Source organism: Photobacterium aquimaris (assembly GCF_002954455.1).
GTDB lineage: Bacteria > Pseudomonadota > Gammaproteobacteria > Enterobacterales > Vibrionaceae > Photobacterium > Photobacterium aquimaris.
Genome location: NZ_MSCC01000001.1, coordinates 1,398,422 through 1,420,445, shown reverse-complemented (window position 1 = coordinate 1,420,445; position 22,024 = coordinate 1,398,422). Strand labels below are relative to the sequence as shown.

General features: G+C 37.5%; 22 protein-coding genes. 13 read left to right on the top strand and 9 right to left on the bottom strand.

Going from position 1 to position 22,024, the window contains the following annotated elements; all coding sequences use genetic code 11:
• Nucleotides 1–14 precede the first annotated feature (14 nt).
• Nucleotides 15–332, bottom strand: coding sequence for a hypothetical protein (locus tag BTN98_RS06330; protein ID WP_060997534.1), 318 nt, complete (start codon nt 330–332; stop codon nt 15–17).
• Between the two features lie 259 nt (nt 333–591).
• On the opposite strand from BTN98_RS06330, the gene BTN98_RS06325 reads away from it, so the two are divergent.
• Nucleotides 592–894 (top strand): DUF1289 domain-containing protein, encoded by a 303-nt coding sequence (locus BTN98_RS06325; protein ID WP_105029968.1) that lies wholly within the window; start codon nt 592–594, stop codon nt 892–894.
• A gap of 33 nt (nt 895–927) precedes the next feature.
• Here BTN98_RS06325 and rplY read toward each other — a convergent pair whose 3' ends face one another.
• Nucleotides 928–1,206: a 50S ribosomal protein L25 gene (rplY, locus tag BTN98_RS06320; RefSeq protein WP_060997591.1), complete on the bottom strand. Its 279-nt coding sequence runs from the start codon at nt 1,204–1,206 to the stop codon at nt 928–930.
• Nucleotides 1,207–1,514: 308 nt separating this feature from the next.
• Between rplY and BTN98_RS06315 the strand changes: the two genes are divergently transcribed.
• The gene (locus BTN98_RS06315; RefSeq protein WP_060997536.1) at nt 1,515–3,650 is read left to right on the top strand and encodes a TonB-dependent hemoglobin/transferrin/lactoferrin family receptor; all 2,136 of its coding nucleotides are present in this window, start codon (nt 1,515–1,517) and stop codon (nt 3,648–3,650) included.
• A 98-nt stretch (nt 3,651–3,748) separates the two neighbouring features.
• On the opposite strand, the gene gss is transcribed toward BTN98_RS06315, so the two are convergent.
• Nucleotides 3,749–5,632: a bifunctional glutathionylspermidine amidase/synthase gene (gene gss, locus BTN98_RS06310; RefSeq protein WP_060997537.1), complete on the bottom strand. Its 1,884-nt coding sequence runs from the start codon at nt 5,630–5,632 to the stop codon at nt 3,749–3,751.
• 304 nt (nt 5,633–5,936) lie between these two features.
• Here gss and BTN98_RS06305 point away from each other — a divergent pair, with 304 nt between their 5' ends.
• From BTN98_RS06305 to BTN98_RS06295, 3 genes are all read left to right on the top strand, one after another.
• Nucleotides 5,937–6,161, top strand: coding sequence for an amphi-Trp domain-containing protein (locus BTN98_RS06305; RefSeq protein WP_060997538.1), 225 nt, complete (start codon nt 5,937–5,939; stop codon nt 6,159–6,161).
• Between the two features lie 9 nt (nt 6,162–6,170).
• Nucleotides 6,171–7,037 (top strand): hypothetical protein, encoded by an 867-nt coding sequence (locus BTN98_RS06300; RefSeq protein ID WP_060997539.1) that lies wholly within the window; start codon nt 6,171–6,173, stop codon nt 7,035–7,037.
• A gap of 214 nt (nt 7,038–7,251) precedes the next feature.
• Nucleotides 7,252–7,602: a hypothetical protein gene (locus BTN98_RS06295; RefSeq protein WP_060997540.1), complete on the top strand. Its 351-nt coding sequence runs from the start codon at nt 7,252–7,254 to the stop codon at nt 7,600–7,602.
• A 75-nt stretch (nt 7,603–7,677) separates the two neighbouring features.
• On the opposite strand, the gene radD is transcribed toward BTN98_RS06295, so the two are convergent.
• Nucleotides 7,678–9,420 (bottom strand): DNA repair helicase RadD, encoded by a 1,743-nt coding sequence (radD, locus tag BTN98_RS06290; protein ID WP_060997541.1) that lies wholly within the window; start codon nt 9,418–9,420, stop codon nt 7,678–7,680.
• Between the two features lie 339 nt (nt 9,421–9,759).
• Nucleotides 9,760–9,993 carry a hypothetical protein gene (locus BTN98_RS20175; protein ID WP_060997542.1) on the bottom strand — a complete coding sequence of 78 codons (234 nt, stop codon included), beginning with the start codon at nt 9,991–9,993 and terminating at the stop codon, nt 9,760–9,762.
• 248 nt (nt 9,994–10,241) lie between these two features.
• Between BTN98_RS20175 and BTN98_RS06285 the strand changes: the two genes are divergently transcribed.
• A complete protein-coding gene (locus tag BTN98_RS06285) occupies nt 10,242–10,892 on the top strand; it encodes an NlpC/P60 family protein (RefSeq protein WP_082732125.1) in 651 nt (216 codons plus the stop codon).
• Nucleotides 10,893–10,953: 61 nt separating this feature from the next.
• On the opposite strand, the gene BTN98_RS06280 is transcribed toward BTN98_RS06285, so the two are convergent.
• From BTN98_RS06280 to BTN98_RS06270, 3 genes are all read right to left on the bottom strand, one after another.
• Nucleotides 10,954–11,913 carry a DUF3137 domain-containing protein gene (locus tag BTN98_RS06280; RefSeq protein WP_060997543.1) on the bottom strand — a complete coding sequence of 320 codons (960 nt, stop codon included), beginning with the start codon at nt 11,911–11,913 and terminating at the stop codon, nt 10,954–10,956.
• A 13-nt stretch (nt 11,914–11,926) separates the two neighbouring features.
• Nucleotides 11,927–12,481, bottom strand: coding sequence for a LemA family protein (locus BTN98_RS06275; protein ID WP_065190217.1), 555 nt, complete (start codon nt 12,479–12,481; stop codon nt 11,927–11,929).
• A 139-nt stretch (nt 12,482–12,620) separates the two neighbouring features.
• Nucleotides 12,621–13,115 carry a GNAT family N-acetyltransferase gene (locus BTN98_RS06270; protein WP_060997544.1) on the bottom strand — a complete coding sequence of 165 codons (495 nt, stop codon included), beginning with the start codon at nt 13,113–13,115 and terminating at the stop codon, nt 12,621–12,623.
• Between the two features lie 305 nt (nt 13,116–13,420).
• Here BTN98_RS06270 and rsuA point away from each other — a divergent pair, with 305 nt between their 5' ends.
• From rsuA to BTN98_RS06255, 3 genes are all read left to right on the top strand, one after another.
• On the top strand, nt 13,421–14,119 hold the full coding sequence (gene rsuA / locus BTN98_RS06265; protein ID WP_060997545.1) for a 16S rRNA pseudouridine(516) synthase RsuA: 699 nt from the start codon (nt 13,421–13,423) through the stop codon (nt 14,117–14,119).
• 229 nt (nt 14,120–14,348) lie between these two features.
• On the top strand, nt 14,349–15,539 hold the full coding sequence (locus BTN98_RS06260; protein WP_060997546.1) for a Bcr/CflA family multidrug efflux MFS transporter: 1,191 nt from the start codon (nt 14,349–14,351) through the stop codon (nt 15,537–15,539).
• 45 nt (nt 15,540–15,584) lie between these two features.
• Nucleotides 15,585–16,238, top strand: coding sequence for a DUF2913 family protein (locus tag BTN98_RS06255; protein ID WP_060997547.1), 654 nt, complete (start codon nt 15,585–15,587; stop codon nt 16,236–16,238).
• An 87-nt stretch (nt 16,239–16,325) separates the two neighbouring features.
• Here the strand turns inward: BTN98_RS06255 and BTN98_RS06250 are convergent, their stop codons facing one another.
• The gene (locus tag BTN98_RS06250) at nt 16,326–17,486 is read right to left on the bottom strand and encodes an MFS transporter (protein ID WP_060997548.1); all 1,161 of its coding nucleotides are present in this window, start codon (nt 17,484–17,486) and stop codon (nt 16,326–16,328) included.
• Nucleotides 17,487–17,693: 207 nt separating this feature from the next.
• On the opposite strand from BTN98_RS06250, the gene BTN98_RS06245 reads away from it, so the two are divergent.
• The 4 genes from BTN98_RS06245 (at nt 17,694) to BTN98_RS06230 (ending at nt 21,983) form a co-directional block, all read left to right on the top strand.
• The gene (locus BTN98_RS06245; RefSeq protein WP_060997549.1) at nt 17,694–18,470 is read left to right on the top strand and encodes an AraC family transcriptional regulator; all 777 of its coding nucleotides are present in this window, start codon (nt 17,694–17,696) and stop codon (nt 18,468–18,470) included.
• A gap of 273 nt (nt 18,471–18,743) precedes the next feature.
• Nucleotides 18,744–19,919, top strand: a complete 1,176-nt coding sequence (locus tag BTN98_RS06240) for a PcfJ domain-containing protein (RefSeq protein ID WP_060997550.1) — start codon at nt 18,744–18,746, stop codon at nt 19,917–19,919.
• Nucleotides 19,920–19,958: 39 nt separating this feature from the next.
• Nucleotides 19,959–20,744 (top strand): AraC family transcriptional regulator, encoded by a 786-nt coding sequence (locus BTN98_RS06235; RefSeq protein WP_060997551.1) that lies wholly within the window; start codon nt 19,959–19,961, stop codon nt 20,742–20,744.
• Nucleotides 20,745–20,792: 48 nt separating this feature from the next.
• Nucleotides 20,793–21,983, top strand: a complete 1,191-nt coding sequence (locus BTN98_RS06230; RefSeq protein ID WP_060997552.1) for an MFS transporter — start codon at nt 20,793–20,795, stop codon at nt 21,981–21,983.
• Nucleotides 21,984–22,024 lie beyond the last annotated feature (41 nt).

Genomic DNA, 22,024 nt, shown 5'->3' with positions numbered 1-22,024 from the left:
TTAACAACAGTTATTTAATCAAAGTAAATGACGTTCTTTACAGCATCAACTGTTGCTAGAATTGGATCGAAATTAATTACACCGCGGTTTTGAGTACAAATTTTATAGACATTATCACACTCAAAAATAGCTAAAATCTCATCGTCAGCGCGAAAAATCTCAGGGGGTAATTTCCCAACTTCACCGATACATTCAATGCCTTCATGGGTCCAAACTAACTTTTGAATACGTTTGTCATTCGTAGGTGTCGGTGCTGAAACATGCTCTGCAATTGATGAGTAAACAGACTGTGCTTGATCAACATCTTTAGCCAATGGTACAAAAAAATCCATGGTTCCCTCCAGTTCATACATTAATTATATAAGAGACAAATAATGTATTTAATCAATAAATAAATTGTTATCTACCGTGATAATGTAATTAACCTTAGCAGAACTAGTGACTAAAAATCAACATGGTAAAATAACAAATAATACTTTTAATAAATATGTTGCTTTAATATTTTTAACAAAACGCGTGGGTTTGTACGATTTAAATACAGTTGATATAGAATAGATTATGCTAAATAAATACAGCAGGAACCGTTAAAGAGTGGAGAAATATGGAGCAACTGGATTTTTTGATGTGCCCAGTCCTTGTGTTGGCTGTTGTCAGGTCAATAATCGAGGCTATTGCAAAGGATGTTATCGTAGTCGTGATGAACGTTTTTATTGGCAGCAGATGACGGCAGATCAAAAAATAAAGGTCATAAAATTATGTCGGCAGCGGTATGTGCGAATAATGCGGCGTAAACAACAGCAAAATAACCCTCAAGAAGCTGATGTTCAATCACCTCAACAACCATTTATATTCAATGACTTTGAGAAAGGTGGGTATAAAAAAAGCACTCCGTAGAGTGCTTTTTTGAAGAGTTTTATGAACACGCAATTAGATGCGTTTAAAGTCCATGTGCTCAACCTTTGGCTTGTACACGTGACGTTGGATGTCTTGAGGCTTAACCTTAACTTCCTGGCCATCGATTACAAGAACAAAACCTTCGTAGAACTCAGGCTTATCCATTTGGTTGATGATATCACTGTGCTTAAGAGTGATAGCTACTGGTGCAGCTTCGCCACCGTAAACGATTGCAGGGAAGTGATCAGTAAGACGTAGGCGGCGGCTCGCACCTTTACCAAGGTCTGTACGTACAGTTGCATTAAATTTCATAATCAATACTCTTTGATTTAATAATTCACTAAGTAATGCGACCTTACTTAGCGTCGTAAAACGAGCGCGCATACTAACAATCCCAATAAGGACATGCAAGCATATTAGGTGTGATATGAGTTTTTTTATTATATCTGCGTATTATTGATGAATATTTCGACGTTTTCCTTAGTTTTTATGTGGCTAAACAACTGCTTATTTTGTAAACCTATTTCCTGATAGTTGAATGATAATGATAGTAATTATCATTTTGGTGCGTATAATCATCATCGAACCGTATCGTTGGATTTTTGTTAAAGCAGGGAATTATGAATAAGCAACTAACACTTATCGCCAGCTCGCTCGTTATGGCATTTTCTTCACCATCACTTTTTGCGCAAGATAGCGTTTCTCAATTTGATGAAATTGTTGTTTCAGGTACTCGAACAGAAGAAGCGATAAAAAACATACCAGCTTCAATCGCTAAAATAACGTCTGAACAAATGAATAAAAACCTCGCTACAGACGTCAAGCAAGCATTGAAATACGAACCTGGTGTGTCTGTTAATGGTCATGGTCGATTTGGTATGGAAGATATTACCATTCGAGGCATGAAAGGCAGTCGCGTTAAAGTATTAGTCGATGGAGTTGAACAGCCTGCATCTTATAATCCTGGTGCAGATGCGATGCGTAAAAATAGTAATAACTATGAAATTGATACGCTAACAGCGATTGAAGTTAACAAAGGACCGACATCGACACTTTATGGCAGTGATGCTTTAGGTGGTACTGTGATTATGCGTACCAAAAATCCTGAAGATTTATTACAAGGTGAAACATCACATGTAGGCTTGAAAAGTGGCTATGCCAGTGCCGATGATCAATATAAATTAGGCGTAGAGGCTGCAAAACAAATCGGTGACTTGGAAACAATGTTCATCTATACCTACCGTAATGGGCATGAAACCGATGCTTATAATACCCATGATGATAGCAAAGGTGTCACACGTAAATCGGCTGATCCATTAAATATTGAATCGCATAACGTATTAGCTAAAGCTTTCTATCAAATAAACAATGCTAACCGTATTGGTTTCACAGGGGAGTATTACACACGTAATGCGAATGGTGATATTTTATCGCGTGATGGTTATACGATAGCGCCCGGCTTTACTTATACTAAAACCCGTGGTGACGATGAAGACTCTCGCAAACGCTTTGGTTTTGAACATGAGTGGTTAGCTGAAAATGTGATGTTTGATTCACTGAAATGGCAACTCAATTGGCAGCAACAACGTAGCCAGCATGATAATTATGATCATACTGATAGGCTTGGTGATCGTAACCGTTATCGTGAAGGTAAAGACACCAGTACGCAATTTGATATTCAGTTTGCTAAATCGATTGAGTTGGCGCAATCACGCCACCAACTGACATATGGCGCGACAGTTATTAATGATAAGTTTGATCTAAATTATATCGACTATAACTTAGATAAAGGCACTTCAAAACCCGGCCCAACCGAAGTACCAACAGCAAAATCTGAAAAACGCGGCGTATTTATTCAAGATCAAATTTTCTTGTTGAATGATAAAGTTGTAGTGACAGCTGGCGTGCGTTATGACGAGTTTAAAGCTAAGCCTGATGCCGATTCTGGTTTAAAAGATCATGATAGTGATGCATTTACTGGTCGTTTAGGTGCTGTTTATCATTGGACCAATAAATTTAGTACTTACGCTCAATACAGTCAGGGCTTCAGAGCACCGACACTATATGAAATGTATTACGATAAAGATAATCAAGCACATGGTTATAAGATTGTCTCTAATCCGAATCTTAAACCAGAAGAAAGTAATTCTTACGAGTTAGGTTTCCGTGCTGAAAACCATGTAGGTAATGTAACGGGTTCTGTTTTCTATAATGATTATTCTAATTTTATTCAAGAAGTAACAACTGAAGTGAATAACTTTAAAACAACAACTAATGAAAATGTAGAAAAAGCAAGTATTTATGGTGCAGAGTTATCTGCTAATTTATGGCTTGATGAAATTATTAACGCACCAATGGGTACTTATGCCAAAGCGAGCATTGCTTATCAAGATGGCGAAGATAAGCAAACAGGAAAAACGCTAGATACCATTGCACCATTAACGTCTGTGGTAGGTATTGGTTATGATGCGCCAAATGAAACATGGGGTACGGCATTAGATGTAACCATGGTTGCGGCTAAAGATAATTGGCAAGATAAAAATAACCTTAACGTAGCTGGCTACACGGTTGTGGACTTAACGACTTATTACCACCCAGTAAAAGACATGACTGTACGAGCTGGCCTGTTTAATGCGCTAGATAAAGAATATTGGCAGTATCAAGATATGGCAGGGGCTAACAAGACCACTAATGGTATTGAGCGACGTAGTCAGCCTGGGCGTAACTTTGGTATTAATATTAACTATGATTTCTAATCGATTACGGTAATTTAAAATACCCTAAATAAGCCGTGTGATGATCTTATATTATAAAGAACATTTACACGGCTTTTTTTATTGTTGGTATTTAATCATTAGCTATTTTTTAGCACTGCATTATCTTCAATTACAATTAATGGTTCAATATCACTGTCTTTTTTAATTACCAGTGAATCATCTGAACGTAAACACACACCGCCGTAATTACCATCGACAGTAAAAGTACAAACCTGAATATATTTATTCGCTACTTTAGGTAAACACCATAGTTGCTGATAGATATTTTTCTGGTTATTAAATTTGCCATCGGTGGTATCTAATACAGAATCGTTATGACTGACTAAATCAATATTGCTGCCACAGCGGCCTGCTATGGGTTTTACCGCATAGCCGGTTTTACGAAGTTCATCAGTGATTGTGAAGTCGGTATTCAATAAATAATGGTGGTGGGGGAATAAAGACCACAATACAGGTAATATTGCTTTGTTACTTGGGATCACAGTCCATAGTGGCTCAAATACTTTAATTTCAGGGCGAAGCAAAACATCGATTAAGCGCACTTTAGTATCAGGGTAGCCCGTGTGAATAGGCACTGCGGCATATTCAGTGCTGTTGACTTCGCGTACTTGATCCATTGCAGTTTCCCATGCCCATGTTTTCCATACACATTGAATTAAACGTTGGTCGTCATCGATTAATTGTCCAATACTGTTCCAATAGATCCCATCTAAGCCTTTAAGTATTTTGCTCTCAATACCCGCTAAGGTTAACGCTTTTTGCATGAATAATGCGTGATAATCTTCCTCTGCATCATCATCTTGCATGATATGCACAAAATCGTACTCTTGGCTGTATTTCCATACACTAGCAAGTTCATTAAGTAGATCTTCTGCTGGACTATTTTCAGTAATATCCCCCCCTTGTTCAGCCCATTTTTGAATGATCAAACACGCCTCTGTATGACAAGATGCGGAATCAGCATTGTATTCATACACCTTCAACCCATCTTCAGACATGCAGAAATCAAGGCGACCCGTTAACATGCTATGACGGTGTTTTTGCCACGATAATCGTAAACGAGGCCAGAGTATTTTCGGAATATCAAACAGTTCAAGTAAGCTATCGTCTTGCAATACTTTATCTGTGGCGTGTAAGTACATTAAATGCAATTCGTTGGTTGCTTTGGCTAATTCATGTTCAGCGCTTTCAGATATGGTGAAATAACGGTAAATATCATCGTTAAGTAACTGGTTGCTATTCGCTTGCTGGTAAGTTAATTCAAGCGGATCGGTTTCATCTAACCAAGGGCTTGAAAATTGTGCTTGGTTATCACGATAACGACATTGAATATTCAGCAACTGTGGTGAAGGAGAGGGTTGAGGTAAACAGTCATGTGCTTCAATGTTATAAGCCATCCAGCCTAAAATTTCAGAATCATCAAAAGTATCTTTAATGGTGTAGCAACCGTTTTCAACTTGTAAGGTTAATTCTCGAGTCCATTGTTGACCTAATGGCAGTGGCTCAAAGGTGACGTTTTGCTCTGCGATCATCACCTTATTATCGATAATTTGAGTAATAATGGCAACATGACCGGTATCTTGAAATTCACCGCCTTTTTGCCATATCAACAATGAACCTGCGACAGGCGCTTGGCGAGAACCATTAGCAAATGCATAAAGCGGTAAGATTTTATCGTTAACGACTTGGCGTAAGAAACGCAACGAAAAAATCTCATACGCCATACCAACATCGGTAAAGACCAAGCCATAATTGATATATAAAAAACGGCGTGCAAACTCAACACATTGCCATTTATAGCCCATGTATTCACCATGCACATAGCTACGCATGGCAGAATCATCAGCGTATTCATTTTCATTAATGGTGTTGTAATCAGAAGAGTAAATCGCAATACCTCCAGGGGCATAGCCCAATAAAGTACCGAAAGGAGCATTATTTGAAGTGTTGTTTGTGTTCATTATCTTGGCCTAGTTGATGAGTTAACTTTGTACGACCGATGATGTGGCTCAGAGTATTGAGCAAGTAAAGTATGCATTCGCATCAGGGGGAGTATAGAAAGAATAATTTTTTAATAAGCTAAAACTTTCATAACTCGTTTTCAATGAAGAATATGAAATTGTAATTATCTTTCAATGATTTGAATTATTAATGCAATTGAAGAGTATTTGAGAGTGATTAAAAATCAACATCAGTCGCAGTTTATAACAGCGTTTTTTATTATGATGGATTTAGATCGAGCTTATCTTTTCAAAGGGACTGAAAATGACAAACAAAAAACAAAGAGATATCGAAAAACAATATTCAAATGCTGAGTTTGCTGCCAAGTTGCGTCGTTTGGCTGATGCAGTAGAAAACGGCACACGGTTTGAGATTCAAATAGCAGGTGAGCGCATTTACGTACCTGTTGATGCTGAATATAGTGTAGAGCATGAGCGTGAAGGGAATGAAGAAGAAATCGAGTTTCAAATTAAATGGCGTAATGATTAAGAGCTAATAATGAAAAACAGAACCGTTGTTACATTATGTTGTTGTGCAGCATTGCTATTTTCTATTAAGAGTGCAACTGCTGTCAATAATGATATTACTTGGGTTAGTCCAACAATTCTTGATTTAAAACAAGCGCATAATCTTTGCCCATTAATTAAAAAATCAGCCAATACCTTTATTAAAGAAACCAATGATGCAATCAAAGAGGGTCTAACGATAGTTGAGCCGTCTTTATATCAATGGCCTTTACAGATAGACGGGAAACCTTATCTCGCGGTGCAATATTCTTCATCTATATACTGTGGTTCACGAGGTTGTAGTACTTACCTTTATGCGCTTAACGGCAGCGAGTGTACTGAATTAGATTTTCCTCATATTTCTCAGCAAGATATTGGTGTGAAAGGTGATCACCTCTACGTTCAAGGCGATCGTTGTGGTATTTGGTCACTGGCCGATGAACTCCACTATGTGATTAATCTGCCAAATTGCGACGATGATAAAGAGTGGGATTTATCGACAGTTAAAACCTTTGGTGATTACACTGTAGCGCAGTCTTATCCAGAGGGATCTGGTAGTTATGTTGGCAAAATGGCATATGTGCAAGTAGGTGGTACACGACAAACACTCACGTTTGAAGCGAATGAAGCAACAGGTTGGTTAACTTATAATGTGGATGGCAAAGTCGTGCAGTTAATTATTGATAACGATTTTATCAGTGATTCACAGCTTGATATAAACGTAATGAGTTTAATAAAAAATGCCCACAAGATGAGTGTTGTAGTTGATAACACAGTCTATGACGTATCAACCAAAGGATCGGGTGCAACCATGATTTACTTGAATGAATTTCCACGCTGGGTGGAGCGAGTAAAGTAAATCTAAAAGGATTATAACATTGTATTTCAACCAATAAATTATATTAAGAAGTGATAATTTTTACAGTAAAAGAGTTTGTTGCTGGTGGAATGGTTTATTTTGAGGAGGTAGTTAAAATATATGGCTGTCCAGAAATCTTTTTTTGCAATATAAGCGTAAATCATAAGAATAAGCGTCTAGACTGTAATTATTCAGATTAATGCTAGAGGTTTATATGTTAAAAATATCACTTATATCTGTGCTGATATTAGGTTCTTTGCAAGTGTTTGCAGAAAAACCTATGGATAATGCTATTACTGCTATGTGTGATAACTTAAAAAGGTGCACCATTGAACATTTAGAAATGAAGCAAAAAGTTGATGATAAAGGCAAGGCATTGATTGTTGGAGCGTTTGATAAGAAATGCGATTCGATGAAAAGCCACTATCATCATTATATAGAGCACAATCCAGAGATTCATGATGATGCTGTTGCATGTATACATCGTCTATCTACATCAAGTTGTGAGGATTTATTGAACGATAAAGAAGATGCAAATTGTTTAACATTTACAAAAGATAAATAATAGAAATAGTGTTGAGTAAAATAAGAGAGGCTAACTGGTAACATCTCTTATTGTATTTTTGAATGATATTACTGCTTATTTCTGATACTGATCCAAATCAAACAATTTATCTCGAATTGCCCAGAAGCGGCCACTTTTGCGGGCAATAATAATTTCTGGCGGTCGTAATCGGTGTTCATTGTTTGCAACTTTTGTTGGGGCGGTATCAGTAAAAGGACGATGTCTATCGACTAAGTGTGGGTTAATAAACTTAGTTAGAAAATCATTCTTTTGGGTTTTGGTTGATAACTGCCAAATCTCGTTAATCTCGTTGTCTTCATCGCCAATATAAACCACTTTAAGTTGTGGCTTACCAAACTTGTTTTTCCCCGGCTCTAAACGCATGTCGGTACACTTCATGATCATCGCGTCTTTAAGTTTTAATGCTTCACGCAGTTTCTTATCTGGATCCACCATCACTGCATCGCATTGATGGCAACGTCGAGCTGCAATATCGTTATCAGCGCCGCATTCTTCGCAATATTTAGCGCGGAAACGGTAACCACATTCTTCACGCTCACCAGTGTCATCATCTTCAAAATAGCCTTGGCAACGACGACCGTAATGCTCAACCAGAAAACCTGCAGGATCAAGTTTGCCCCAAAAACTATTATTGAAACCGCAGGCAGGGCAGGGAACCATCACTACTTCACTGTCGCTATTGGGTTTAGGATCGCCTACTTCTGGTTGGTAGAGATCGTAACAGTTACCCGCATATTCAAGAATTAGGCAGTCTTTTTTACCTTCAAATAATCGTAAACCACGACCAACGATTTGTTGATAAAGGCTGATTGATTCTGTTGGGCGTAACACGGCGATTAAATCGACATGGGGCGCATCAAAACCGGTGGTTAATACCGAGACGTTAACCAAATATTTGATTTTTTGTGCTTTAAAATCATTAATGATCCGATCTCGCTCATCAAGAGGGGTATCGCCGATGACAAGTGCTGCATTTTCATGAGCAAGGTATCCCATGATTTCTTGAGCATGATTAACGGTCGAAGCAAAAATCATGATCCCACGGCGCTCTTTTGCATAATCAATCACTTGATCAATGATCATCGGTGTTGCGCGACCTGATTGTTCTATCACACTATCAAGATCGGCTTCTTTATAATGACCGGTATTTGATGGTGTCAGTGATGAGAAATCATAGCCTAATACAGCCATATCCATGACCTTTGGCTCAGTTAAAAAGCCTTCATCAAGTAGGTAACGGATGGGTAATTCAAAAATACAATCTCGAAAGAAGCGCTCTGACTCGGTTTTTACTTGGCCTCGAGTGTGATATTTATAAATCCAACCCATGCCTAATCGATAAGGTGTGGCTGTTAGTCCAAGCACTTTGATATTGGGATTGACAGTTTGTACGTGTTTTATGACTTTACGATAAGCACTGTTTTCATCATCAGGCACGCGGTGACATTCATCGATAACTAATAAAGAGAATTGTTCTTTAAATTTATCGAGGCTATTTGCCATTGATTGTACAGAAGCAAAAACGACCTGCTGATCGGTTTCTTTTCGGCCTAAACCTGCGGAAAAAATAGCGGCTTTAAGGCCATAGCTTTCATACTTTGCGTGGTTTTGTTCAACTAATTCTTTTACATGAGTAAGCACTAAAACGCGGCCACGAGCAATACGGGCTAATTCTGCGACGACCAGACTTTTACCAGCCCCTGTTGGTAATGCAAGTACGGCGGGAGAGCTATGTTTACGAAAGTAATGTAGGGTAGCGTTAACACTATCTTGTTGGTAAGGGCGTAAAGTATACATATTGTAAATCTGCTACAAATAAACTTTGACTAGTGTACATTTAACCAGTGGTTTAGCAAGTCAATAGGTTGATTTTATCATGCTGAAGACACTTAAAATTCAACAGCAATATTTAACTTATGCTGCTTTGGTTAGACTTGCGATAACTGTTGATATTGATAGGCGTTTTGACTGACCTCTTTTAAATAACAGCAATGATTGTACGTTGCTATTGTTGGACAACTAGCTTGTGGTTGGCTTGTCATTTTTCCCAATCGCTTCAAGTATCCCATTCTGTATAGTTGTGGTATTTGTTTAGATTTTTGACAAGCAGCGGAGTGTTGTTTAAATACCGTTTCGTCAAGGCCGATAATAATGGCTTTTTTTATTTGTTTTTATTGGGGTTAAGTTCTCGTTAAGCTGTTGTTGAGCAGACTTATAAGTCTGTAATTGTAGAGCCATAATTTCAGCAGAGTGCTGTAGGTTGCGTAGTCCCATTTCGTATTGTTTTATATTGTAATGGGTGTCTGCGGCAAATACTGAGGAACAACTTAAAACAAACAGCAGAGAAGCGATAGAAAACGAATTGCGCATTGGTTAAACCTATTCCTAATTGAGATGTATCGAAACGGGTAGGCTTGTAGATTAATGTGTCATTTATATTATGAGTGATAACAAATATCATAATGTGAACTGTCAAGAAGATATTCAGCTATTTAGCGTAGTTCAATGTGCTGTTATTGAATTTATATATTGCACAAATATAGTAATATACTCATTAATAATAATGTTACATTGTAACTAAGCTATGATTTTTACTTATAATTAAAAAATTACGACCAATGCTTTATATTTTTAGAATTATTATTATTTTATCGGCATTTTTATCATGGTATGCCGCTGCTTCGACAACAAAAACGACTGTTCATACGAAAGTGCATCATGCTCGCATTTATCGTCATTACTCACATAAACACCAAGGACATTTGATACACCACCATACAGGGCATGTGTATAAGAAGCACCATCACTTAACAAAGCAACAAGAATTGCACCATACACGGCATGTGCATAAGAAGTACCATCACTTAACAAAGCAACAAGAATTACGCCATTTACGGCTTGTTAGACATAAAATTTTTCATGCATATTATGGCTGGAAGGGAACGCCTTACTATTTTGGTGGTTCAAGCCATCGAGGGATTGATTGTTCGGCATTTGTTATGAAAATGTATCGCCAAGTTTTTCATCGTTATCTGCCTAGAACAACGTTAGGTCAGGTAAAGTTAGGACGGCGTGTTCGTAAAGATCAAGCTAAGTTAGGGGATTTAGTCTTTTTTAAAACAGGCCATAATGAGAGACATGTTGGTATTTATCTTTCTCATGGGGATTTTATGAATTCTGCTAGTTCGCGTGGAGTGTCGATTTCAAATTTACATCATATTTATTGGCAGCGACATTTTTGGCAAATTAGGCGATTAGTGACAATATAAGTAGTTATAAAAACGGAAGCTCTTGAGCTTCCGTTTTTTATGGTTGTGATATAGGATTTGTCTATGGTTTCGTCCATATTCGTGTATTGAGATCTAATTCATCAACGATATTAATCACAAACTGAAGATCATAATAAATCGATGCAATAAAGGTTAAAGAGTCTGCTTGCTGAAATAACTTGGGCTCAAAGTAGTTTTTCGAGCTTGAAATTGCGATATAGAGATGATCATTAACAAATGAAAAAGCAATCGTATGTTCAGAGCGGTTACTGAAATTAATCAGTCGTTGTATCATTGCAGGTGAGAGTAGATAACGTGCTTCGACTTGATCGTTACTATATACATTAAAAAGTTTAGAAAATTCAGGATCTTCGAGAATAACCTGTTGTTGGTTATTAGTGAATATATCTGATAGCTTTTGACCCATAGCAGAAAAAATATTGTGGTTATTGGGCATGATGGTTGTTTGACCAGAAAAGTGCTTATTTGCATCAGCAATGAAAAAAAGCCCTTTAAAAATAGTATGCCATTGATCTTGGTTCTTGCCGCTATTATCACGACTTTGAGTTTTATATTCTGTATGTAACTCAGAAAAGCGCAAATGGGTTTTATCTAGTTGACCTTCAATAAGATCTTCACCCCGATAACGATCATATTGACGACCAAAAAGAGCGCTGTTTTTGTAATCTTGTTCATCAATACATTGTGTTGGTTGATAGCTAAAGCTGCTATCAATAGAGCTAATGAGCTTAGTAACTATTTTATGTTTATAATCTTTTTTATATTGATCCCAACGTTTGCTATATAAACGATGCATAACAATCGCAATGATAATCGAAAAAATAATACCAAAGGCTTGTAAATCATACATAAAACTCAAGGGAATAACAGTTACGGCAAATCCAATTCCAATTACTAATGATAGCCAATATTGTTTGATGACGTTTTTACGATCATGATCAAGTGCTTCAAGTTGTGGCTTCAGATGCATTTCATAAAGTACAGTAAGCTTACTATCCATGGGCGATCATGTCCTATTGCTTAAATAAACGCGCAGCATCAATATTGGCACGCTCGGTGTCAGCAATTTCAAATAACGGTAGTATTGTTAGGCGCATTTGTTGAGCAATGATACTTGATGGGAACATTTCAATGCCATTGTTATAGCGTGTTACTGCCGCATTAAAACTCCGTCGTGCCGCTGATATTTGCTCTTCTGTTTCGTTAATTGAGCGCATGAGTAATTCTATATTTTGATTGGCTTTAAGCTCGGGGTAGGCTTCGACTGCGACTTTGAAGTGAGAAACTGCTGCAGAGATTTTTTTATCTAGCTGTGGCTTATTTACTGACTCAATTTGAGTTGATTGTTGGCGTAATGCGGTGAGTTCTACAAGCACAGATTGTTCATGTTTCATATAGGCTTTGGTGGTTTCAATTAAATTAGGTAATAAATCAAACCGCTTTTTAAGCATGACATCGATACTGGCTTCTGCATTAGCCACTTGATTTTTTTTACTGATGAGGCTGTTGCGCATTGCTACATATAACAGCGCAATCAATACCACAAAGATAATTATACCTATTAGCATTTCTATTTTCCTTTATATAAACCAGCAAGCAAAAATAATGATTGTTATAGCTAGCCGTAAGGTTACGCTCTAGTTATAACGAAAAAAGCCTTGTCAAAACAAGGCTTAAATTCAGATTTATTATTATTATTAGGTCTATTTATGAAATAGCAGTAAGAGCAATATGGGATTCAGTAAGGATTTTTGTCATCATGCAAAACTGACGACGGGGTGTAAATCCATGCTTTTCATAGAAATTACGCGCTCCGGCGTTACCAATATTCACTTCGAGCGATAATGCTTTAACACTATCTTGAATCACTAATGTTTCTAGCTGTGGTAATAACTCAGTACCGATACCATGCTGACGCCACTCTGATTTCAAATAGAATTGATCGATTAAGCCAATTTTTCCGCCATGCTCAAGACTAAAGCTATAACTGACGATAATATGACCAGCGATATATTTCATACCATGCTGTTCGACCTCAATGAACCATGCTTGTCCTAATTCTGGGTCATTTAATAATTGTTTAACGGCCTGTGTTGTTTGTTCCGCTTTTTGAGGTAAAGCTTCATAGTCAAACAATTCATCTATTAATTTGAGAAATTTATTTAGCGAAGAAAGTGTTGGTGTGCTGAGAGAAATATTCATACTGAGTCCCTAAGTTAAACCCTTATCTTTGAAGGCTTTATTGATTACAACGTGTAAGTAAGTTGTTGTATTTGCATAGAGTGAATGTTTTTTTAATTTGTAATCTAGCAGATATATGACAATAGAGTCATAGAAATGTTCATATTTTTGATGAAATGGCATTAAATTTAACAATTTTCATTTTAAAATCAGGTGTTATTACAAAGTGCTCACCGTATGAATGTTGAGGAAAACAAAGTTTTTAATGCATCTGTGTGATTTGCTTCCTATAATACCGACCCATTTGTAAGTAGCGGAGCCAGTCAATGAGGCTTGATAAATTCTTAGGTACCACTTTAGGTATCACCCGTAGAGAAGCCGGTAAACTTCTTCGTGACAAAATGATTGAAGTTGATGGCGAAATAGTTCGTAGTGCTTCTTTCTCTGTCGGTGATGATAACGACGTAGAATTTAACGGTCGTCCACTTCGGCTACAAGGGCCTCGTTACTTCATGTTGAATAAGCCTCAGGGTTTTGTTTGTTCACATGTTGATGATTTCAATCCTACTGTTTTTGTATTGTTCGATGAAGTAAGCCCTGAGAAAATGCATGTTGCTGGTCGTTTGGACAGTGATACAACAGGCTTAACGTTATTAACTGATGATGGTCAATGGTCACACCGCATTACTTCACCGCGGCATGTGTGTGAGAAAGTGTATTTTGTAGAAACCGCGGATCCTATTGTTGCGGAGAATATTGCTCAATTTGAAGCAGGCGTACAATTAAATGGTGAAGATGGACTTACTCGCCCTGCAAAATTAGAAATTGTTGGTGAGCGAGAAGGGGTGTTAACCATCACTGAAGGTAAATATCACCAAGTGAAGCGTATGTTTGCAGCTGTTGGTAACCGTGTGGTTGGTTTACATCGTGAACGAGTAGGCGCAGTTGAGTTAGATGAAGATCTTGAACCTGGTCAATACCGCCCATTAACGGCTGAAGAAGTTGCGTCATTTCTAGCGAAATAGCATTATTCGTGATGGAGTGATACCAAGAAAGCATAAGCATTATTGTTTATGCTTTTTTTTATACTTGAAATATGAAATGATTATTATTCTCTTATTTTAAGGTAAGTTAGAAATTTTTTATTTCTTATTAGGAAAGAATGAATACCATTTTTTAGCGTACAATAGGTTCATTGTCTCTTTCATAGCAATTATATCCTGCTTATCGTTGTTATCTTATAAAAGAATATTTATGACTCAACAAGCCTCATCTAAATTGAGTTTACAGCTCATTCTCATTCTCGGTGCAATTGCGGCTTTAACTCCTTTTGCTATCGATATGTATTTACCGGCAATGCCTAGTATTGCTAAAGACTTTTTGGTGTCGCCAAGTGCCGTTCAAGTTACATTAACGGCATATACTGCGGGCTTTGCCTTTGGTCAGCTCATTCATGGCCCGTTAGCGGACAGTTATGGTCGTCGGCCGATGTTGATTGCGGGGACGGTAAGCTTCTTAGTCTTAACAATTTTAGGCGCGTTAAGTACCAATATTAATGAATTAACCATTATTCGAGTGGCGCAAGGTTTTGCTGGCGCTGCTGCAGCGGTGATTATTGGTGCCTTGGTGCGTGATATGTTTGAACGTGAAGAATTTTCACGAACAATGTCGTTTGTTACTTTAGTGATGACGATTGCACCGCTAATTGCGCCAGTTTTAGGTGGTCATCTTTCTGTATGGTTTGGTTGGCGTGCTGTTTTTTGGGCATTGGCTATTTTTGCCGTTATTGTGCTGATCTCGATACTGTTTAAAATTAAAGAGACATTGCCGAAAGAAAAACGGATGCCATTTCATATCTCGTCAATTCTTAAAAACTATAAACGATTACTATCAAATCCAGTTGCCTTTGGCTTAATTTGCTGCAGCGGCTTTTCTTTTGCAGGTATGTTTACGTTTTTAACTGCCGGTGCATTTGTTTACATCGATATTTACGGTATTAGTGTCGAGAATTTTGGCTATTATTTTTGTTTAAACATTCTTTGCATGATTCTATTTACAAGCATTAATGGCCGTTTTGTAAAGCGCAAGGGTACACATTGGATGTTACGCTTTGGCTTGATAATTCAATTAATTGCCGGCGTATTGTTACTTATTGGGCAATGGTTAGATTTGGGACTATGGGGAGTGGTTATTCCCGTTGCATTATTTATTGGTACACTTTCTACTATCGGTAGTAATACCATGGCATGTTTATTATCGAGTTATCCTCAAATGGCGGGTACGGCTTCATCTTTAGGTGGAACGTTCCGGTTTGGTATTGGTTCGATTGTTGGTGGGCTGGTTGCTTTAATGCCAGACAGTAATGCATGGCCAATGGCATTGACGATGGCATCATGTGCTATATTATCAGCTGGTTTTTATTGGTTCCTTGCACGCACAGCTTAGAGGTTGTGTCGTGGTTTGATATTTTTGGATTGTTTGAAATAAATCATGACCATTTTTTTTAATGAAATTTACAATGTAGTTAGTAGTGGATTAACCGCCTTACAAGAAGCGCAAGCAACAGGTAAAGCACAGAAAAATCCTGTCAGTGAAAGTATTTTTTTAAGCGCTTGGGTAACAAAAGTACTTAAACAACATAGCTTTGATCGTTGTGTCGTGAAAACACTGCAAGAATGGCAACAGCAATCACGTACGATGGGTAAAAATGCACAACTAAAACTGCATTTTTCGCGTTTAGCTGATACTTACGCGCAGGTAACCAATGAGCAAGGTCAATCAACCGTTATTACGCCTGCGGTGATGACAACGTTTTATACTGCGCTAGAACAGCAAGATTGGTTAGTAACCAATGAATATGAAGTCAATCGTAAGGTTAGCCATCATACAGATGGTAAAGCATCGTTAGTGGTTTGTTGTGCTCAGTATGCCGAAGCAATGGGTGATGGTGACGAGTTAGTTAAACCTTTATCTTTATATGTACGTGGTAATGCGCAGCAATTTATTGATATTGCTTACCAACATGGCATTTTGCTTTATAAAATTACTGATTATAAGTCGAAAGTTAAGTTTCATGGTGAGTATGTGATTTACCCGCATAATGCTGGTGGACATCTGCCTGAGCTACCAACAGCGACGCTTTAATCGTTATTACTGATATACATAAGTGCCGTATGTGTTAACCACGCATACGGCATTTTTTATCGTTTAATGTATCTGCCTCGTTGATAACTATATTGCGTTACGTGCTAGTGTTAACTTAGTGAACAGTTGTTTAATGATGACCAGTACTAAACAACAACCGCCACAAGTTAATAGTGTGATGGCTAAATTACCTGTTGATGCGGCAAAATCTAATCCAATACCAATAATGAGGTAATAGGATAATCCTAATAAAGCACCCGCGCTGCCAAGGTGGTTACGATAATTGACTAAAGCGGTACTAAATAGATTTGGTAAAGTAAGACCAAAAGCAACAGAAACTAAAGCCATTGGAATAAAGAACCAAATTGTATCTTGTAATAGGTAAACCCCGCTACCTGAGACAACCATCAGTATCATCGCGATAAAAACAATAACATCACCGTTTAGTTTATAGTGAATTAGCTTTATATTAATCAGTGATCCTAATATCGAACCAAAGGCTAAAACAAAACCGGTATAACCAAATAGTTTTACACTTGCCCCCAGTTGCTCAAACATAAATGGAGCAATACTGTAGTATGAAAAGAGTGCCACGTTAGCCAATCCGATCATTAATGTAATGTACCAAATATGACTATCACGGATCATTTTATTGGCTACAGAGAGCAAGCTATCACGTTTAATGTGTTTAGGTTTAGTTTCAGGTAGCTGAAGACTTGACCAGATAAATAACAGGGTGATGAGTACAATCATTGCCGCGAATACCCAAGTATAACCACCATGGTCTGTTAGCCAACTGCCGATCATCATACCGAGTACTGGGCTAATCCCAACTGATGTTGCCGCAATTGAGAATAGTCGCGATAATTCAAGGCCTTCAAAGCTGTCTCTTAAAATCGTTTGAGTACATACAGAGCCGACTGCAGCGCCAAATGCGCAAGCTCCAAAACCATATAAAAATAGATCAAAGTTAGGTGCTAAATAAGTTGCTATCGCGGCAGTAATAAATAGTGCTAATCCAGCTAACGTTGAACGACGGCGACCAATGATGTCGCATAACGTTCCCCAAAAAACGACACCCAAAGCAAAAGCGATAAAAAAGATGGATAAACCTTGAGCTGCATTTTCAGCACTAACAGCAAAATGATTTTTAATCGATGTTAGTGCGGGGCTATACATGGTTTCAATAAGTTGTGGAAACATCAATAGCGCAATGGCTAACGGTGTTGATATTTTTTTTATATTCATTTTCTATATCCTGTTTATGCAGTAATACCTCACTTATATTCATGCTTATATTCACAACGTTGAAAAAGTGAATATATTTGCAATTAATAATAATGTTGGTGTTACTGTTATTTCAATATGGAAAATTATATAGTGTTTAAATATGGTGTAATATTAACATCGGGACGTTATATATCACTTTAAGGACAAATTGATAAGGATAGTCAAATGGCTTACATTTCGATAGAACAACAGTTTTGTGCAGACGATTATAATGGCTTAGTGATTGGGCTTGCAGCTGATTTAGGTAATCATGATTCAGGTGAGCATCGGCATAATAAAGATCAGTTATTGTTCTCACATCATGGTTGTATGGTGATTACCTTAGAAGGGGTTAAGTGTGTATTGCCACCAATGAGAGCGGCATGGATACCTGCTGGCGTGTTACATAATGCCCAAATGAACAACGTAACCCATTATCGTTCATTGTATTTTGATCAAGTATTACAACCACAACTTAGTCGTGAGATGAAGATCATCGATATTAATCCGTTGATGTCGGCATTACTTGAAAGAATGGCATATTGGCCATTTGACAAACCTAATCAGGAGCAATTAAATACTGTTAACCTGTTGATAGAGGAACTAAATTTTGCAACTGATAGTCATTTGAATTTACCTCTACCACACGATATACGATTACAGCAATGGCTAGCCGATATTAATCACCCTGACTTTTTAGCTCCGAGTTTAGCTCAGTTAAGTCAGCTTGTAGGCGCAAGCCAAAAGACAATAACCCGCATTTTCAATAAAGAAACAGGCATGCCATATCAAAGTTGGCGTCAGCAGTGGCGGTTGTTAGCTGCGATTGAATTGCTTGTACAAGGACAGCGGATTTCAGATATTTCATATCGACTTAATTTTGCTAATGACAGTGCGTTTATTTACTTCTTTCGTCAAAAAACGGGATTTACGCCACTTAATTTTATGATTGAACTTAAATAATAAATCTTGCATCCTAGAACAGTTATTAAATATAGAATGCTAAAATTAGCCAATATTGACTGATTTTTTATGGCAACTTAACTATAATTAAGCACCAAAACCGCTTGATATATTATGTAATAAAAAATTGATATAAGGCTCTCATCTTGATGGTTTTTAAGTTGAATATTCATCTTTATAAGTCATGATAATCTTATTAATTACTATAAATGATATTGTTATTATGCAATTAATATAAATATTACTAAGGCTAACAGAATAATAAGGATATCCATGCCTGTTTGTTGTACTAAATATAAAAATGAACATATTTCTATACCTTTGATTTTATCATTTGATGAAACATTAACTTTTTTTCCATTTGTATTGGAATTTTATGACTGGCGTGACGGTCTTGCTATGTATCGTGCTTATCCTGATGGCCATCGAGAATTATTGGAAGGAAGTTGTTCGTTTTATATCGAGCATATAGAGTCATTAGCAGGCGGTAAAGCATGGATTGACAGTATTCCAACACAGCTGGTGAATAAAGCTCGTGCATATGCTGATCTTGGTGTTTATATGCTAAAAATTGCGGCAATGAGCGCTAAAGCACGCCATTTATTATCCCAACGACCAATATTACTTTATCTGATGTGTGAGCGTTATCCCTTAGATCATGAGCAGGTTGTCTCTTTATGTGAATTGGGACAGCGGCAGATATTAGCCCATTTAGGCTTAGCATCATGCCGCTCAGCATTACGGTTTATTGATCGTATTCAAAGTGATTTTTCTACCCGTTCGATTGTGATCGTTATTCATCGCTTATTAGATCCACAAACCAAGCCATTTATATTGTTCCGCCATTATCAGACCATTACCACGCTAACCTTGCAAGTTTATTTACAATGGCCAACGCTAACAGGCACTAAATTAGGCTTTTATTTAATTAAAGCCTCGCAACGAGAAAGACTACAAATTAATCAAATCTTGTCGGATGTATTTCAATTAGGCTATCGAGTGCTTGATGTCGATTCAGTGCGACGTATTCATGCTGCAACATCATATGATGAGCTGAAACAATTACATGATCGTTGGCTTATCGCACAGCGAACAGCTAAGTTTGTGCCTGATCCGAGTTGCGACAAAGCGTATGATATTCCTTTTGCTGGTAACAGTAATATTGTGCCAATTCGCAATTACCAGCAACTTGAATCTGAAGGTATTGAACAAAATCACTATGTTGCTATTTACCACCATCGCATTATTAAAGGTGAATATCTGGTGTATAAAATGCATATGCCGGAAAGAGTAACGATTGGTTTAAAGCGCCATTATTTAGCCAATGGTAGGGCGAGTGATATCTATACAGTTGATCAAATTCAAGCCCGTAATAATCGTATGCCATCTTATGAAACCTTAGAAACGGTTTACGGTTGGTTAGACAGCATGAAGTCGGTTAAGCCATAATGCGGCTTGAATTTATTATTCTATGCGTAAAGGAAATGCATGCGGTTACTTCACTTAATTAAACGTTATGCCCCGACAGAAGAAAAAGCGCCGCATTGTCATAACGATTTTGTCCAACTTTTCTATATCCACCAAGGTTGCGGTATTGCTAGAACAGAAGACAAAAGCATTTTAGCTGTTGGCGGCCAGCTTATTTGGGTGCCACTAAATCATCGTCATCATTTAAAACTACTAAAAGATTCCTGCTTAAGCATTATTCACGCATCTCCTAATGTTATTCCATATTTCCATGATGAGATGGGGATCATATCGACTAACCGCTTAATGGTACAGGTGATGGCTGAAATTGAGGCGCAAAGTGCTGATTGTGAAAAAGATTATGATAGCAATAGCGATATTCAACACCATTATTTAGCAGTATTTGTTGATCAACTTAAGAAGCAAAGCTATCAAAACGATATTTATCAAAGTAATCAGGATATTGATAAACGGTTATTACCGATCATTGAAGCTTTAACCTTACAACCAGATATTAAACTATCTTTAGATCGCTTTGCTGAGCATTGCGGCGCATCTTCTCGTACCCTCAATCGTCTATTTATAAGTACCTTTGATCAGCCTTTTCGTGAAATAAGGCAGCAATTAGTGATGGAGAAAGCATGGCAGTTAAGTCGATCAGGTGTTGCGCATACGAATATTGCATTAGATTTAGGTTACAACAGCTTATCTGCCTTTTCTCATGCCTTTAATCGTTTTAAACAAGATAAAGCTAGCCACAAGTTGGCGAAAAATCGCAATCCGTTGGCGTTCGTTCAACAACAATAGTAACCGTAGAACTTTAAAATAAAGGCATCAACTAAGGAGATTGTTTTCATGTCTTTACTACGTTTACTCTCTATCAGTTTATTAATGGCGTGCAGCTATTTCTTTGCCTCTGATATGTATGCACCTAGTTTACCAGTGATGTCTGAGGCGCTGAATGTGTCATCGACAGCAGTACAACAAACGGTGAGTGCGTTCTTTATTGCATTAGGTTTAAGCCAATTAGTCTGTGGTGCTGTCGCAGAACGTTTTGGTCGTCGTCCGATCGCGATATTAGGTGCAGCAGTATTCATTATCGGTTCAGCCCTTTGTTTACACGCAGATCAACTATCAAGTTTAATTCTTGGACGTATCGTGCAGGGTATTGGTGTTGGATCGTTATTTTTATTATGCCGAACCATAATGCAAGACTCATTGACGAAAGATCAGTTAGTGGATGTTATGTCATGGTTTAGTATTTTATTTATGTGTTTACCCGCGTCGACGCCTGCGATTGGCGGTTATTTAGAAAGTCATTTTGGTTGGCATAGTAGTTTCTGGTTTATGTTGGGATTAGCGGGACTACTGTTTGTGGTTATTATTTTTGGTTTAAAAGAAACCCACTTAGAAAAGAATATTCATGCAACAAAACTAACAGTTATTGCTCGTGATTACACTATGATAGCAACCAACACCCAGTTTTTACGCTATTTAATTATGATGGTGATGGCAAATGGCGGCGCACTGGTGTTTTATTTGATGGGCGCGTTTATTGCTAAAGATCAATACCATTTACCGGCGCAATATTTTGGTCTTTCTTCATTGTTATTAATTAGTTGTAGTTTGTGTGCCCGTATTTTTTATATTCGTTTTCTAAAATATACCCAGACAGAAGGTCGAATCATTAAAGTAGCAAGTTATATTATGTTGCTTGGTGCGCTGACGATAATATCGAATACCGTGTTTCACAGCATGGTGATGATTATGATCGGTATGGGCATCTATTGTTTTGGTGCTGGTTTAACAACCTCGGTTGTGGCAGTCAACGCACTGTATTTATTTCCTGAGCATAAAGGACAAACGGGGGCACTGTTTGGTTCATTACAAATGGTTGGGATCTTTACGTTAACTTTTATTGTTAGTCATTTAGCAAGTGTTGAGTGGATGATGGCATGTGTACTCATTACTATGGCGTTAGTGAATATTTCAGTACAACGCTGGTGGAATGATAATTCATTAGTTTTAAGGAAAAGTGGTTGTTAGCGAAAGCTTCAACTGAAAAACGCCCTGATCTAGAATTATAG